Origin of the sequence: Cognatilysobacter lacus, from assembly GCF_008274655.1 — a bacterium.
Lineage (GTDB): Bacteria > Pseudomonadota > Gammaproteobacteria > Xanthomonadales > Xanthomonadaceae > Cognatilysobacter > Cognatilysobacter lacus.
In genome coordinates this window covers 1-14317 of the sequence record NZ_VTRV01000066.1, presented here as the reverse complement: position 1 = coordinate 14317, position 14317 = coordinate 1, and the positions used below count along the sequence as shown (strand labels likewise).

Sequence of the window (14317 nt, the reverse complement as noted above, 5' to 3'; positions counted from 1 at the left end):
AGCGGCGGGCGCGGGGGCCGGCGGGGCGGGCGCAGCCTGGCTCGCAGGCGGCGTCGGCGATACCGAGCAGGCAGCGAGAAGTACGAGCGACAGGGCGGACGCGAGCGGGCGGATCGAGGGCATGGTGGGCGTAATCGGGCTGCGGAGCGTCCATCCTTGCGACAGCCGGTGGGCAGCGCGTGAATCCGGCAAGGGGCTTCGCCCGTTCGTTCACGCTCGCGGGGGCGATCGACGTTGCAGTCGCGGGTGGGCCGTTGCGAAACTGCGCGTCACTCGGGATGACAGCCCATGCACGGCGACAGCCACGACCGCGCAATCCTGCTCACCGGACACGGCCGCGCGCGGCGCCTGCCGGGCATCCGATTGGTCCAGCGACGGGATGACGCACAAGGCGCGGCGCTCCGAGTGGTCGACGACATACGTGCCACACGGCGCCCGGGATCGCCGCCGCGCATCGGCGTGCGCGCTGGCGCGGCCGCGCGCGCGGCGAGAGATGGATTACCAGCGAGGGCCACCTGAGATGCATCGCCTGACGCCGTTTCACCTGGCCATTCCGGTGCACGACATCGCGGCCGCACGGGCCTTCTATGGCGGCGTGCTCGGTTGCCCGGAAGGACGCAGCGCGGAGCTCTGGGTCGACTTCGACCTGTACGGCCACCAGCTCGTCGTGCACCGCGTCGAGGGCGCTACGGCGCGGGTTGCCGGCGCCAACGCGGTCGACGGCCATGACGTGCCCGTGCCCCACTTTGGCGTGGTGCTCGAGCTGCCCGACTGGCACGCGCTCGCCGTGCGCCTGGCCGATGCGGGCGTCGACTTCGTGATCGCGCCGCACGTGCGCTTCGCTGGCCAGCCCGGTGAGCAGGCGACGATGTTCCTGCTGGATCCCTCGGGCAACGCGCTGGAGTTCAAGGCGTTCGCCGACATCGCGTCGCAACTGTTCGCCCGCTGACACTGACTTCGCGTCGCTGCGCACCTGAGCGTGGCTGACCAGGGCGAATATCACGCTGCCGCCCACCGAGGTGCCCGCCAAGGAAGACGGCGCGCACGGACGTCCGGCCGACCGACAGGTCCACCGGCTTGGTGCCGATGTGCCGCGTCGCCGCCCCCATACCGCCGCCGACAACGTCGAGCCGCGCGGCGGCCGGGGCAAAGCGTGATCGCGGCGGCCGGCCCGAAGGCCGGCCGCCGTCACATCAGCGCTTGGCGGCGTAGATCGGGCCCAGCAGATCGGGCTTGCCCGGGATGCGCTCCAGGTGCGGATAGCGCAGGCCGCCGTGGTAATCCACCGGGATCGTGCGGTACTGGTCGAACGTCTTGACGAGAAGGCGGATCGGCGCGTTGCCGCCCTTCGCATCCTTCACTGCCGCGGAAAGCGTGTCCTTCGCGTACTCGCGCTCGTTGACCGCGACGATCGTCATGCCCGGACTGATGCCGGCGTTGAACGCGGGGCTATCCCAGCGCACGTCACCGACCTTGCCGTCCTTGCCGACCGACACGCCCAGCGAATAGATGAAATCGGCCTGCGCATCCTTCTCCTTGGCGAAGGCCTTCGCGATGTCGTTGGGGTCGTCCTTGAACACGAGGCGCCAGCCGGCGGCCTCGATGCCGCCGGTGAGCGGCACGCGGCCGTCGAGGCGATCGCGCAGGAACGTGGCCCAGTCGTCGTGCACCACGCCGTCGAGCGTGCGCACCACGTCGTCGAAGGTGTAGGTCTTCTGCGTCTTCCAGACCCCGTCGTCGACGCCGAAGAACGCATGCGCGAAGTCGTCGAGCGACTTCCTGCCGCCCGTCTTCGTACGGATGCGTGCATCGGCTTCGAGCCAGATCATCTGTCCCGCGGAGTAGTAGTCCTCCGACAGTTCGTAGTTGCGATACGCGCGCGGCCGCCGCTGGGCGATGGTCGGGTCGTTGGTGGTGTCCTGCACGGCGCGCCAGCCGAGGCCGGGCCGGTTCTCGCTGTAGGTCGCGGCCACCAGTGCCAGCGCATCGAGCGAGGCCTGCTGCGGACGCATGCCCGAACGCCCCGTGAGCACGTTGCCCCAGTACTGCGTCTGGCCTTCGTATACCCAGAGCAGGGAGTCCTGCATCGGGACGTTGTAGTTCGGCGTCCACAGGTCGGCCGGGCGCCTGAACTTGCCATTCCACGAGTGCGTGTACTCGTGCGCGAGCAGGTCGTTGAAACCGACCTTCGGGTCGTAGTCCGTGAAGTAGCCGGGGTCCTCGCCGTCTTCGCTGGAGCGCTGGTGCTCGAGGCCGTTGCCGCCCATCTGGTCCGACAGCGAGAACAGGAAATCGTAGTGGTCGTAGTGCTGCGCGCCATAGAGCTTCAACGCCTGCTCGACCAGCTTGCGATGCAGCGCGATCTGCTCGGGCTTGGCTTCGAGGTATTTCGGCGCGTCCGCGAAGACGTCGAGGCGCACCGGCACCTTCGCGCCGGGCGCGAGGTCGATCACCTTGGCGTAGCGGCCTGCATAGATCGGCGAGTCGACCAGGATGTCGAGCGGCACGTTGCGATAGACCGTGGTGCCGGCGCCGCTGCTGGCGGTTTCGAGCGCGGTCGCCGCGGTGAAGCCGTCCGGGTATTTCACGCTGGCCGCGGTGTCGATGCGCGACGCGTAATGGCCCGCGGGGTACAGCACCAGCGCGTTCCATTGCAGGTTGAGCATGTTGGGCGTCATCACCACGCGACCCTGGGCGGTGTCGGTCGGCGTGAGGTACTGGTAGTCGGCGGTGACCGACGTCGCGCCCTGCGGCACGTCGATGTGGAAGGCATACACATTGAGCGGGTCGCGCGTCCACGCGAGCTTCTGCCCGTTCGCGGTGAACGCGAGGCCGGCGAGCTTGTCGATCGGGCCGGACGGGCTGTGGTTGCCGGGCAGCCACTGCGGATAAAGCAGCGTCAGGCGCCCGGGTTGCGCGGGGATCTGCTCGCGCACGCGCACGATGCGGCGCGACAGGTCCGTGGCGTCGACGTCGATGCGCAGCGTGCCGGGATACGGCGTGTCCGCCGGCAACGGCACCTGCGAGCTGGTGAGCGGAATCTCTTGGGCGAACGCGGGCGCGGCAAGCGCGAGCGCGCAGAGAAGCGGAAGCAGGCGACGGGCGGGACGGGGCATGCAGGAGTCCGGTTGGATGGCAACCGGCCGATCGTACGGGGTGCGGGCGCGCCGTTGCGTGCAGCCGGTGCAACGGTCGCGATCGCGTCGTCTCGTGCACTGCAACATGCGGCGCGACGGCGTGCGCGATACTGCATGCCCGGCCCCGACGTGCACGCCCATGACCTTCCGTACGCTGCCCTGCCTCGCCGCCCTCGTCCTTGCGTCCGCCGTAGCGGCACCCGCGCAAGCCGGCGACCTGTCCTGCACGCTCACCTACGACATGAAGGGCTTCAGCGCGTTCTACAAACACTCCACCGGGCACGGCGTCATCCACTGCTCGAACGGCAAGTCGCTGCCGGTGTCGATCGACGCCAAGGGCGGTGGCATCACATTCGGGAAGTCCGAAGTGCATGGCACCGGCAAGTTCGCCGGCCTGTCCAACATCCGCGACGCACTGGGCGGCTACGCCACCGGCGAGGCCAACGCAGCGGCGGGCAAGGGCACCAAGGCGCAGATCGTGACCAAGGGACCCGTATCGCTTGCGCTGACGGGCCAAGGCCGCGGCGTCGAGATCGGTGTCTCGTTCGGCAGCTTCGTCATCAGCGAGCGCTGAACGCCGCATCGGCCGGCGTGACCGTCGCCTGATGCGTCGGGCGGCGGCAAGGCGTTACGCTCGGGCGATCCCAGTCACCGGAACTGCCATGAGCCCGACGCCCCGTCGCCTGTTGTCGATCGCTGTCTCCGCCGTACTCGTCGCCGGCCTTGGCGCGTGTAACGCCCCGCCGTCGCAGCCGCCGCAGGCCGCTGCACCGAAGCCCGCCCCCGCGCCCTCCACCAAGCCCGTGCTCGGCACGTTCGGCTTCGACACCGCGGGCATGGACCGCTCGGTCCAGCCGGGCGACGACTTCTACATGTACGCCAACGGCGGCTGGATGAAGTCGACCGAAATCCCCGCCGACCGCTCCAGCTTCAACAGCTTCACCCGCATCTCGCTCGATACCGAGAAGCAGGTGCGCGACCTCGTCGAGAGCGCCGCCAAGGACAAGGCCGCGACCGGCGACCTGCGCAAGGTCGGCGACTACTACAGCGCGTTCATGGACGAGGCCGGCATCGAAGCGAAGGGCGTCGCGCCGCTGAAGCCGCAGCTGGACGCGATCGCGGCGATCACCGACGCGAAATCGCTCTCGCAGGAATTCGGCTCGCAGCTGCGCGCCGACGTCGATCTGCTCAACAACACCGACTTCTTCACCGACCGCCCGTTCGGCGTGTGGATCAGCCAGGACGTCAACGACCCGTCGCGCAACGTGCCGTACTTCGTGCAGGGCGGGCTCGGCCTGCCCGACCGCAGTTTCTACCTCGAGGGCGGGCGCAGCGCCGAGGTGAAGAAGGCCTACCAGGCGCACGTGCAGAAGGTGCTCGAGCTGGCCGGCATCGCCGATGCCCCCGCCAAGGCCCAACGCATCGTGGCGCTCGAGACCGAGATCGCCCGCGTGCACGCGACGCAGGAGCAGACCAACGACGTCCAGCTCGGCAACAACCCGTGGACGCAGGCGGACTTCGCCACCAAGGCACCGGGCCTTGACTGGCCGACCTTCATGCAGGCCGCCGGCCTGTCGAACCAGAAGGACTTCATCGTCTGGCAGCCCAAGGCGGTGGCCGGTATTTCGAAGCTCGCGACCACGCAGCCGCTGGACACCTGGAAGGACTACCTCGCCTTCCACGCGATCGACCGTGCGTCGCCGTTCCTGCCCAAGGCCTTCGCCGACGAGCAGTTCGCGTTCTACGGCCACACGCTCAACGGCACGCCGCAGCAGCGCGACCGCTGGAAGCGCGCGGTGTCGATGACCAGCAACGTGCTCGGCGAGGCCGTCGGCCACGCATACGTCAAGCGCTACGTCGACCCCAAGACCAAGGAACGTGCCGAAGCGATGGTGAAGAACATCGTCGCCGCGTTCGGCAAGCGCATCGACGCGCTTGCGTGGATGAGCCCGGAAACCAAGGCCGCCGCGCACGCGAAGATCGACAACCTGAAGGTAGCGGTGGCCTACCCCGATACCTGGCGCGACTACGGCGCCCTCGAGGTCAAGCCTGACGACGCGCTGGGCAATGCCCAGCGCGCGGAGCTCTTCGACTACAAGCGCAATCTCGCCAAGCTCGGCGCGACGGTGTCGCACGACGAGTGGTACATGACGCCGCAGACGATCAACGCGGTCAACATCCCGCTCGAAAACCGCCTGATCTTCCCGGCGGCGATCCTGCAGCCGCCGTTCTTCGACCCCAATGCCGACGACGCGGTGAACTACGGCGCGATCGGCTCGGTGATCGGCCACGAGATCAGCCATTCGTTCGACAATACCGGTGCGCTGTTCGACCAGACCGGCCGCCTGCACAACTGGTGGACACCGGCCGACTTCACCAAGTTCGCCGCCGCCGGCCAGGCACTGGCCGCGCAGTTCAGCGCGTACAAGCCCTTCCCGGATCTCTCGATCAACGGCAAGCTCAACCTCGGTGAGAACATCGCCGATGTCGCCGGCCTGGCCACGTCGCTCGATGCCTATCACCTGTCGCAACAGGGCAAGCCCGCGCAGACGCTCGAAGGCTTCACGCCCGACCAGCGCTTCTTCCTCGGTTTCGCGCAGGCATGGCGTGGCAAGTACCGTGACGAGGCGTTGCGAAACGCGGTCAAGACCGATGTCCACTCGCCCGGCCGGTACCGCACGATGACGGTTCGCAATATCGATGCGTGGTACGACGCGTTCGCGGTCAAACCCGGGCAGGCGATGTACCTCGCGCCCGAGGCCCGCGTAAAGGTCTGGTAACGCGAGGATCGCTCATGAAGAGCCCGGCACCCGCCGGGCTCTTTTTCGTTGCGGCACATGAATAGCGGCTCACGCCGCAGTGACGTCGCTGAGCGGTTCCGGTACGAGCGGCGGCCGCGGTGCATCCGCGGCCCGCATTTCACGATGCCCACCAGCGGCGATGCCTAATCTCGCTGCAACCTGACGCACGCACCGAGGCCGGCCATGCACCGCATCCTGTTTACCGCCGCCCTGCTGGCCGTCGCGCCTGTCTGCGTCCACGCGCAGGCCGCGCCCACGAAGGCTGCGCCCGCGAAGGCCGCCTCCGATGCTGCGTCTCCCGTTCCGCGCAGGTCGCACAACCCGTTTGGCGCGGCGATGCTGGAACTGACGCGCGCCGCACGTGAACAGGCGACCGCGCAGCAGGCGACTGCAAAGACACCGGCGCATGACGCGCAGACGCGCAAGGCTCCCCATGCGACGCCAGCCACCACGACGTCACCCGCGCTCGCAGACGCAGACCGCTCGTAAGCCGCGGCTCACCGCGCTGCGACGCGCCGGCGGTATCGCGCTTCCCTGCGCAGCACGTCACGTCCCTGGATTGGGCGACCGGCACCGCGGGTTGTCGAATAGCACCGTTGCATCGCATCGAATCCGGCAGAGCGAAGCAGCGGCTCGCGGCGGCGTGCCTCGTTAGCGGGAGCGTTTTGCGTCTCCGCCCTCGACGCCCCTGCCGCGCAGCTTCGAAGAACGCCACCTGCAATGGCACGCGCGGAGCTGGCGCAGCCAAGCATCGGCCCGAGACAACTGATGCGTGACGTGCGCCCTGAACGCCCGCAAGTGAGCTGCAACTTGATGCGCGTGACGCGGCGCCCAACGTTGCGCACCTGCCACCACCTGATCAGCGCAAGCGCATACCCGCGACCGCGCCGCCGTTGAGGGGTCGCACCGATGTCGCGGGCGCGTCATGCGCCGCACCATCGAGCAACGACTGCAGCGCACCGATATCGACCGGTTTGCTCAGGTGGTGATCGAAGCCGGCGGCGCGCGTGCGTTCGCGATCCTGGGGCTGGCTCCAGCCGGTGAGCGCGATCAACCGCATCTCCGAGCCACCCGCCGTGCGTCGCAGCCGACGTGCGACCTCGTAGCCGTCCATGCCGGGCATGCCGATGTCCAGCAGCACCACGTCGGGCACGAACGCTTCGCTTATGTCGAGCGCGGACGACCCGTCGTAAACCACTCGATGCTCAAGGCCGAGCAGGTCCAGGACCATGCCCATCGACTCGGCGGCATCGACGTTGTCGTCGACCACCAGCACGCGCGCCGCGCTCGGGCGCCGCGACGCGGCGGCGACCACGCTGGGCGCGGCCACATGCGCGCTCGTCGCGATGGCGAGCGGCAGCGTCACCACGAATTCCGAACCCTCGCCGCGGCCGTCACTGTGCGCCTCGACCTGCCCGCCGTGCATGTCGACGATGTTGCGCACCAACGTCAGCCCGATGCCGAGGCCGTCGTGCGCGCGATGCGCCTCGCGTCGCCCCTGGGTAAACAGCTCGAACACATGCGGCAGCATTTCCGGTTCGATGCCGATGCCGCGGTCGCGCACGGCGATGCGCGCGGCCTGGTGTTCGCGCATCACGCTCAATGCGATCTCACCGCCGGGCTCGGCGTACTTCGCAGCGTTGTTGAGCAGGTTGACGAACACCTGCGCCAGCCGCACCGGATCAGCCTCGACGATAAGCGGGCCAGCGGGCAGCGACACCTCGAGCCGATGGCGCGCCGCATCGACGAGCGGGCGGCTCTGGTCGACCGCATTGCGCAGCACGGTGGCGAGGTCCACGCGCTCGCGGCGCAGCACGATGGTGCCGCGCGAGATGCGCGAGATATCGATGAGGTCGTCGACCAGCCGGACCATGTGGTCGACCTGGCGTTTCATCATGTCGCACAGCTGCTGGCCATCGGGCGGCATGCGCTGGTCCGACATCAGCAGGTGCAGTGCGTTGCGTACCGGCGCAAGCGGGTTGCGCAGCTCGTGGCCGAGCATCGCGAGGAACTGGTCCTTGCGCCGCGCCGACTCGGCGAGCGCGTCCCGCGCGCGCGCAAGGTCCTCGAGGTGGCTGCGGATCTGGTACTGGCGCTCGCGTGCCCGCAACGCCGTGCGGGCATTGCTGATGAGCGCGGCCAGTCGCAGCGGGCGCTCCACCAGCAACACGTTGCCAAGCTGCGAAAGCGCGTCGGAGACATGGCGCGATTCGCTGCCCTCGCGGGCGAGCACGAGCACCGGCAGGTCCGACCATCTCGGCTGCCGTTCGATCGCGCGCGCCAGCACCGCGTGCGCGCCGATTGCGAGCAACTCCTCGCATACGAAGACACCGCCCGCGCCGCGCTCGAGTTCGCGTTCTAGATCGGCCGGCGAACTGCAGGCGAACGTGGTGATCGATTCACGGCCGAGCACCTGCGCGGTGACGGCGCAGTCGCGCTGCGTCGGCAGCAACAGGAGCAGCCGGGATTCGTCCTCGTGGGCGGCCGTGCGGGCCATCATCGGCTGGCCGAATCCGCCGGCCCCTCGGCGCGGTCGTATGGCACGCCGGTGAGCACGCCGCGGAACTGCCGCAGCGGTTCGCCGATCTCGATGCCGCGGGGCGTAATCGCCATCGGGCGGATCGTGTGTTCGTGGCCGCCGGTGCGCTTCTTCAGCACCGAGATCGCCTGCTTAACCTCCCCGTCGAATTCGAAGTAACGCAGCAGCACCACGGAATCGGCGAGGTAGCTGACGTCGATCGCGTTCTGCATCTGCCCGATCAGCCCCTGCTGCGCACTGATCAGGATCGTCACGACGCCGTGGTGGGAAAGGAAGGCGAGCAGCTCATGCAATTGCACCAGCACGAAGCGCTCTTCGGGCATGGCACTGAGGTAGCCGTTGAGGCTGTCGATCACGACGGTCCGCACGCCGCGGCGCTCGACGGCGTCGCGCAGACGATGGGCGAATTCACCGGGTGAAAGCTCGGCCGGATCGATCGACTCGACGACGATGCTTCCCTCGTCGATGCACGACTGGATATCCAGTCCGACACCCGACGAGCGCGTCATGAGCGAGCGGACGGATTCGTCGAAGGTGTAGAAGGCCGCGCGTTCGCCGCGCTTCGCCGCGGCGACGCAGCAGGTCGTCGCGAGCGTCGACTTGCCCGTGCCCGCCGCACCGATCACCAGCGTGCTGGTGCCGCGATGCAGGCCGTCGCCGAGCAGCAGGTCGAGCTGTTCGGATCCCGTGGATACCGCACCCTGCTCGAGGTTGCGACGATAGTCGGCCGCCACCAGTCGCGGGTACACCTGCAGGCCGCCGGAATGGATCTGGTAGTCGTGATAACCGCTGACGAATCGACGCCCACGAAACTTGCTGACGCGCAGCCGGCGGCGGTCACCGCCGTATTCGGGATTCAGTTGCGACAGCGAAATCGTGCCGTGCACGAGGGTGTGCACGTGCAGGCCGTGCTCGGCGCTCGCGACGTCATCCAGCAACAGGACCGTGCACTGCTGCCCGACGAAATACTGCTTCAGCGCAAGCACCTGGCGCCGGTAGCGCAGCGGCGAGCCCGCGAGAAGGCGGAGTTCGGCAAGCGAGTCGAAAACCATGCGCCTGGGACGCAGGTTCTGCACCTGGTCGAGGATGCGCTTGGTGGTGTCGCCCAGCTCCACCTCCGACGGATGGAACATCGTGTAGTGCGAGTCCGGATCGAGGCTGTCGTGCGGCGGTGCGAGTTCGTGGATGTGCACGCCGTCGAGCGACCAGCCATGGGACGCGCCGATCTCGCGCAACTCCTGCTCGGTTTCCGACAACGTGACGTACAGGACGGACTCGCCGTTCCGCACCCCTTCGAGCAGGAACTGCATCGCAAGCGTGGTCTTGCCCGCGCCCGGCACGCCCTCTACGAGGTACAGGCGATCGGGCGTGAATCCACCGCCGAGGACGGTGTCGAGCCCTGGAACGCCGGAGTGCATCTGTGCCGGCTGCACATAGTCAATGACTGACATCGGTAAAGGATCCGGCCCCAATAATGAAGGGGCCGTGGCACGGCCCCATGACGTGCACATGGGACCATGCCGCGGTGAAAACCTCGTCAAAAACTGAACGGTCGGCGGGGCACGCCCCGGGTGACTCATTCATCCAGTGCGATGTTCTCGATGCCACTGCCCTGTGCTGCCTCGAGCGCCGTCGCGAACCCCTGGTACTCGGTGTCCTGCGCGGCCGCGACGTGAAGCACGGCATCGGGTTTCAGGCGTGCAGCGTCGGCAAGCGCACTGCGAAGTTCGTCGGCATTCAAGGGCCGGCCGTCGAGCACGAACGCGCCGGTCGAGCCCACGCGAAGATGCATCTGTGCCGGCGGCGCCGGCCGGGTCTCGGGACCGGGCTGGGGCAGGTTCATGGGCAGGGCGCGGGTGATCGCGGGCGCGGTGATCATGAAGATCACCAGCAGCACGAGCATCACGTCGACCAGCGGCGTGACGTTCATCTCGGCCATGGCGTGGTTGCGCGGGTGGGGAGCATAGGCGGCTGCTGCCATCGTCGATCCTCCTGCGGGCGGATGCCCGACTCGAACGTACTCCGGCGTGTGGTGCGCGCACAAGCTCAGGTTGAGGCGTTGCGACGACCCGCCCAATTGCACCGACAAGCGGCGGCGCCATGTCCCACAATGCGCGCATGCATCACACCGAAATCGCCACCTACGCTGGGGGCTGCCACTGCGGTCGCCTGCGCTTCGAAGTCGATGCGCCGGCTACGCTCGAGGTACTCGACTGCAACTGCTCCGTGTGCCGCATGACCGGCTTCCTGCACCTGATCGTGAGGGCATCTCAGTTCCGCCTGTTGCAGGGCACCGACGCGCTCGTCGAGTACCGCTTCAACACGGGCGCGGCGCGGCACCTTTTCTGCGGCCACTGCGGTGTCAAGAGCTTCTATGTGCCGCGAAGCCATCCCGACGGCTACAGCGTCAATGCGCGTTGCCTCGACGGCGTGGCGCTGAGTGCGCTGCACGTGGTCCCCTTCGACGATCGCGACCGCGAGGCGTCGATGGCCGTCCTCGCCGGGCGGGATCCGTGAACGCGTCACGATCCGCGCAGTCCGTCGACGTGCTTTCGCGTCGGCGAGACACACGGCGGCGCAGCCTTGCGGCATGGCCCGATGGCGGGCGGACGTGGACGTGGTGATGGACGGGATCGAGGGGCTGAAAGTGCTGCTGGTCGAAGACGAGTACGTGCTCGCGCTCGGCCTCACCGACGCGCTAGCCGACCTCGGGGCGGTGGTGATCGGCCCCGTTGCGACGGTCGAGGACGCGCTCGCGCTGGTCGAACGCATGCCCGAGATCGATGCCGCGGTGCTGGATGTCAACCTCGGCCGCGAGGTGGTCTATCCGGTCGCCGATTCGCTGGCCGCGCGCGGCATCCCGTTCCTGTTCGCCACTGCGAACGAGCGCGCCGACCTCCCGGAGCGGTTCGCCCACGTACCCGTGTGCGCGAAGCCCTTCCACGTCGAGGCCTTCCGCGACGCGGTGGCCGCGTTGCGCGTCGCACCGGCGCTTCGCGTCGCCTGATCGCACACCCGGACACTGCTGACACCACGCTGTCAGCAGGCCCCTCCCAGACTGGCGACGCCATCCAGGCGACCCCAACGGAGGACACCGCAATGTCGCGACGCATCACGTTCCATTACGCCCCGCATTCGCGGGCATCCTGCACGCTAGCCCTGCTCGAAGTGCTCGGCGCGCCTTACGAGCTGCACATGTTGGACCTGCAGGCAGGCACGCAGCGGGCGCCCGAGTACCTGGCGATCAACCCCATGGGCAAGGTGCCGGCGATCGACGATAGCGACGCCGTGGTGACCGAGCAGGTGGCGGTGATGCTGCACCTCGCCGACCTCTTCCCCGAAGCCGGCATCACGCCCGCGATCGGCGACCCGCGGCGCGGTGCGTTCCTGCGCTGGATGGTGTTCTACGCAGCCAGCTTCGAACCGGCGATCATCGACCGTTCGCAGCAGCGCGAGGCGGCGCCCGCGATGGCCTCGCCTTATGGCGACTACGACAGCGTCATGCGCACGCTCGCCGCGCAACTCGAGCGGGGCCCGTACATCCTGGGCGAGCGTTTCACCGCGGCCGACGTGCTCTGGGGCGTCGCCCTGCGATGGGCGCTGGCCTTCAAGCTGGTTCCGGACGAGCCCGTGTTCCGCGACTACGTGGCGCGTGTCACCGCGCATCCGTCGATCCAGCGTGCCACCGCGCTCGATGCCGAGTACGCGGAAGCCCAGGCGCGCGAGGCCGGGGCGCCCGTCGAGGCCTGAGGCGCGTGGCGCTCGCCGGCGTGGCCCCTTCGCGTGGCTACAATTCGGCGATGCGCCGCGCCGATCGCCTGTTCCTGCTGGTCAATGCCCTGCGCGGTCGACGCCGCGCGGTGCTCGCGCGTGATCTCGCCTCGACGCTGGGCGTCTCGATGCGCACGGTGTATCGCGACGTGGCCGACCTGCAACGCTCGGGGATCCCGATCGAGGGCGAGGCCGGCGTCGGTTACGTGCTGCGGCACGGCGCGGAGATTCCGCCGCTGATGTTCGATGCCGATGAGATCGAAGCGGTCGTGGTCGGCATCCGATTCGCGCGGGCTTTTGCGGGCAATCGCGTGAGCGAAGGCGCCGCACGGGCGATGGTGAAGATCGAGGCGGCGATTCCCGAGCGCATCCGTGCGCTCGGCGAGCGTACGGCGATCCTGGCGCCGGACAGCCGCGGCGAATCGACGCGCGAATTCGGCGTGCTGCTCGATACGCTTAACGAGGCGATCGCCGCGCGACGCGTGCTGCGGCTCGTCTATCGCGATGCTGGCGACGCATCGACCACGCGCGACGTCGAGCCGTTGTGCATCGTGTTCTGGGGCGGCTCGTGGACGCTCGGCGGCTGGTGCCAGCTGCGAGCGGGGTTCCGGCAGTTCCGGCTCAATCGGATCGATGCGATGCAGCCTACCGGTGACATCGCGGAGGAGCGCGCGGAACGCAGCCTGGCATCGCTGTTGCGGGAAGTGCGCGGCCGGACTGTCGCGCCGTCGCCCGAGGCGCGCGTGTCGCCACCTGTCGCGCTGGTCTGATTACCAGCCCACGCCGGGTGGATACGTCTCGATCACCGGCGCCATGTCGACCAGCATCCAGTAGCCCTCGCGTGTATCGAACGACGGCGGCAACATCTCGGCGCGCAACGGCTTGCCGAGCGGCGTGACGCAACGCGCGAGGTGCACCGAGACAGCCTGCTGCGCGGCGTCGGTGATGCCGGAAAGGCTCGTTGCCTCGGTCACGCAGCCGGGAAAATCAGGCAGCGTGATCGAGTAGCGGCGGTTGGCATCGCGCTCGACGAAGGCGAAATATTGCATGCGCGAAGGCTGCCGCGGCCGGCGCTAAGCGGCTGTGACGAATCGGGTCGCGGCTCCCGACGATCCCGTCGCTGCTTCCGCGACAGCGCACTGGACGCGCCGAAAACGCTGCAGGCGCAGCAATGACACGGGCACAGGCGGCGCCGGATGACCGCCGGTCCGTCGCGATTGGCCGTTCGCGTCATTCGCTGCACCCGCAAGCGGTGGACCCCACGCTTCGTCTGTGACCCGTGTCATAAAGACCCGCCTCCGGCTGCCACCGCCGACCGGAACGTCACCGGCCCAACGTTCCCCCGACCTGCGCCCGGAGTCGCCATGCTGATCTACGATCGTCGACGCTGCCGTCCCCTCACAGGCACCGACCTGCGGCGGGCGCTCACCCTGGCGCAACGGGCGAAGCTGCTGTGGCTCGAATCGACGGGCTGGCGCCTCCTGTTTGTTCGCGGGCAACCCGCCAGCGTGTTCCTCGCCCACAGCGAAAAGGGTTACGCGACGATCGTCCGCGACGGCCGCGTGCTTGCGGTGCGAAGCCTGACGCTGCGCCCCGGCGAAGGCGACGGGCCGCGGTCCAACGAGCCATCGCTGGATGCCGCGGTCGCCTGAACTCCGGCGCTGCAGCGACACCATTAGCCAGGCAATCGATGGCAGTCGATCAGCGTGAGCCGTCGCGCGGTAGCCGGTGTGCGCGGTTCCTCGTGGTTTGCCGGTGTCGCGTATCGCTCATGCCGTGCGCTGACGGCCAACGGCCGGAGCGTCGGTCCGCCTGCGCGATGCGCTTCGGGAACCGCGTCGCGCGCGCATTCGCTGACCGTCAGCCGACACGTCATCGACCTCGATCCCCGCGCAGAGGACGACCGAACCACAGGCCCGGCCAGGTGCTGACCTGCGCTCAATTGGCGGCCACGAAGGCGGGATGATCGCGCAGGTAGGCGTCGACTTCGTCGCGCCGGCGCGCGGCCAGTCGTGCGGGCTCCGTCGCGTGGTACCCCGTCGCGACCGACCGCCGGTGACGCGTCGGCG

14 protein-coding genes are annotated in these 14317 nt (G+C 68.5%); 9 read left to right on the top strand and 5 right to left on the bottom strand.

All coding sequences use genetic code 11. The features are described from left to right. Positions 1–520 precede the first annotated feature (520 nt). Positions 521–949, top strand: a complete 429-nt coding sequence (locus tag FW784_RS14335) for a VOC family protein (protein WP_187770718.1) — start codon at positions 521–523, stop codon at positions 947–949. A 244-nt stretch (positions 950–1193) separates the two neighbouring features. On the opposite strand, the gene FW784_RS07635 is transcribed toward FW784_RS14335, so the two are convergent. After that, positions 1194–3116, bottom strand: a complete 1923-nt coding sequence (locus tag FW784_RS07635) for a M61 family metallopeptidase (RefSeq protein WP_149352759.1) — start codon at positions 3114–3116, stop codon at positions 1194–1196. A 160-nt stretch (positions 3117–3276) separates the two neighbouring features. Between FW784_RS07635 and FW784_RS07630 the strand changes: the two genes are divergently transcribed. The 3 genes from FW784_RS07630 to FW784_RS07620 all read left to right on the top strand — a co-directional run bounded on the left by FW784_RS07630 (position 3277) and on the right by FW784_RS07620 (position 6427). Then, entirely contained in the window at positions 3277–3711 is a 435-nt protein-coding gene (locus FW784_RS07630; RefSeq protein ID WP_149352758.1) for a hypothetical protein, read from the top strand. Positions 3712–3799: 88 nt separating this feature from the next. Beyond that, positions 3800–5917, top strand: a complete 2118-nt coding sequence (locus tag FW784_RS07625) for a M13 family metallopeptidase (protein ID WP_149352757.1) — start codon at positions 3800–3802, stop codon at positions 5915–5917. Between the two features lie 204 nt (positions 5918–6121). Then, complete coding sequence (locus FW784_RS07620) at positions 6122–6427, top strand: hypothetical protein (RefSeq protein WP_149352756.1); 306 nt, start codon at positions 6122–6124, stop codon at positions 6425–6427. Positions 6428–6797: 370 nt separating this feature from the next. On the opposite strand, the gene FW784_RS07615 is transcribed toward FW784_RS07620, so the two are convergent. From FW784_RS07615 to FW784_RS07605, 3 genes are all read right to left on the bottom strand, one after another. Beyond that, positions 6798–8435 (bottom strand): hybrid sensor histidine kinase/response regulator, encoded by a 1638-nt coding sequence (locus FW784_RS07615; RefSeq protein WP_149352755.1) that lies wholly within the window; start codon positions 8433–8435, stop codon positions 6798–6800. Further along, positions 8435–9928 carry an ATPase domain-containing protein gene (locus FW784_RS07610; protein ID WP_149352754.1) on the bottom strand — a complete coding sequence of 498 codons (1494 nt, stop codon included), beginning with the start codon at positions 9926–9928 and terminating at the stop codon, positions 8435–8437. Before FW784_RS07610 ends, FW784_RS07615 begins: the two co-directional genes overlap by 1 nt. Positions 9929–10053: 125 nt before the next feature. Next, on the bottom strand, positions 10054–10458 hold the full coding sequence (locus tag FW784_RS07605; protein ID WP_149352753.1) for an ExbD/TolR family protein: 405 nt from the start codon (positions 10456–10458) through the stop codon (positions 10054–10056). Between the two features lie 137 nt (positions 10459–10595). On the opposite strand from FW784_RS07605, the gene FW784_RS07600 reads away from it, so the two are divergent. From FW784_RS07600 to FW784_RS07585, 4 genes are all read left to right on the top strand, one after another. Next, on the top strand, positions 10596–10994 hold the full coding sequence (locus tag FW784_RS07600; RefSeq protein ID WP_149352752.1) for a GFA family protein: 399 nt from the start codon (positions 10596–10598) through the stop codon (positions 10992–10994). Positions 10995–11067: 73 nt separating this feature from the next. Next, complete coding sequence (locus FW784_RS07595; RefSeq protein WP_235893616.1) at positions 11068–11484, top strand: response regulator; 417 nt, start codon at positions 11068–11070, stop codon at positions 11482–11484. 92 nt (positions 11485–11576) lie between these two features. Continuing rightward, positions 11577–12227 (top strand): glutathione S-transferase family protein, encoded by a 651-nt coding sequence (locus FW784_RS07590; RefSeq protein WP_149352751.1) that lies wholly within the window; start codon positions 11577–11579, stop codon positions 12225–12227. A 50-nt stretch (positions 12228–12277) separates the two neighbouring features. After that, positions 12278–13018, top strand: a complete 741-nt coding sequence (locus tag FW784_RS07585; RefSeq protein WP_149352750.1) for a helix-turn-helix transcriptional regulator — start codon at positions 12278–12280, stop codon at positions 13016–13018. Here FW784_RS07585 and FW784_RS07580 read toward each other — a convergent pair whose 3' ends face one another. Continuing rightward, positions 13019–13297, bottom strand: a complete 279-nt coding sequence (locus FW784_RS07580; RefSeq protein WP_149352749.1) for a type II toxin-antitoxin system HicB family antitoxin — start codon at positions 13295–13297, stop codon at positions 13019–13021. A gap of 315 nt (positions 13298–13612) precedes the next feature. On the opposite strand from FW784_RS07580, the gene FW784_RS07575 reads away from it, so the two are divergent. Continuing rightward, entirely contained in the window at positions 13613–13900 is a 288-nt protein-coding gene (locus FW784_RS07575) for a hypothetical protein (protein WP_149352748.1), read from the top strand. Positions 13901–14317: the final 417 nt, after the last annotated feature.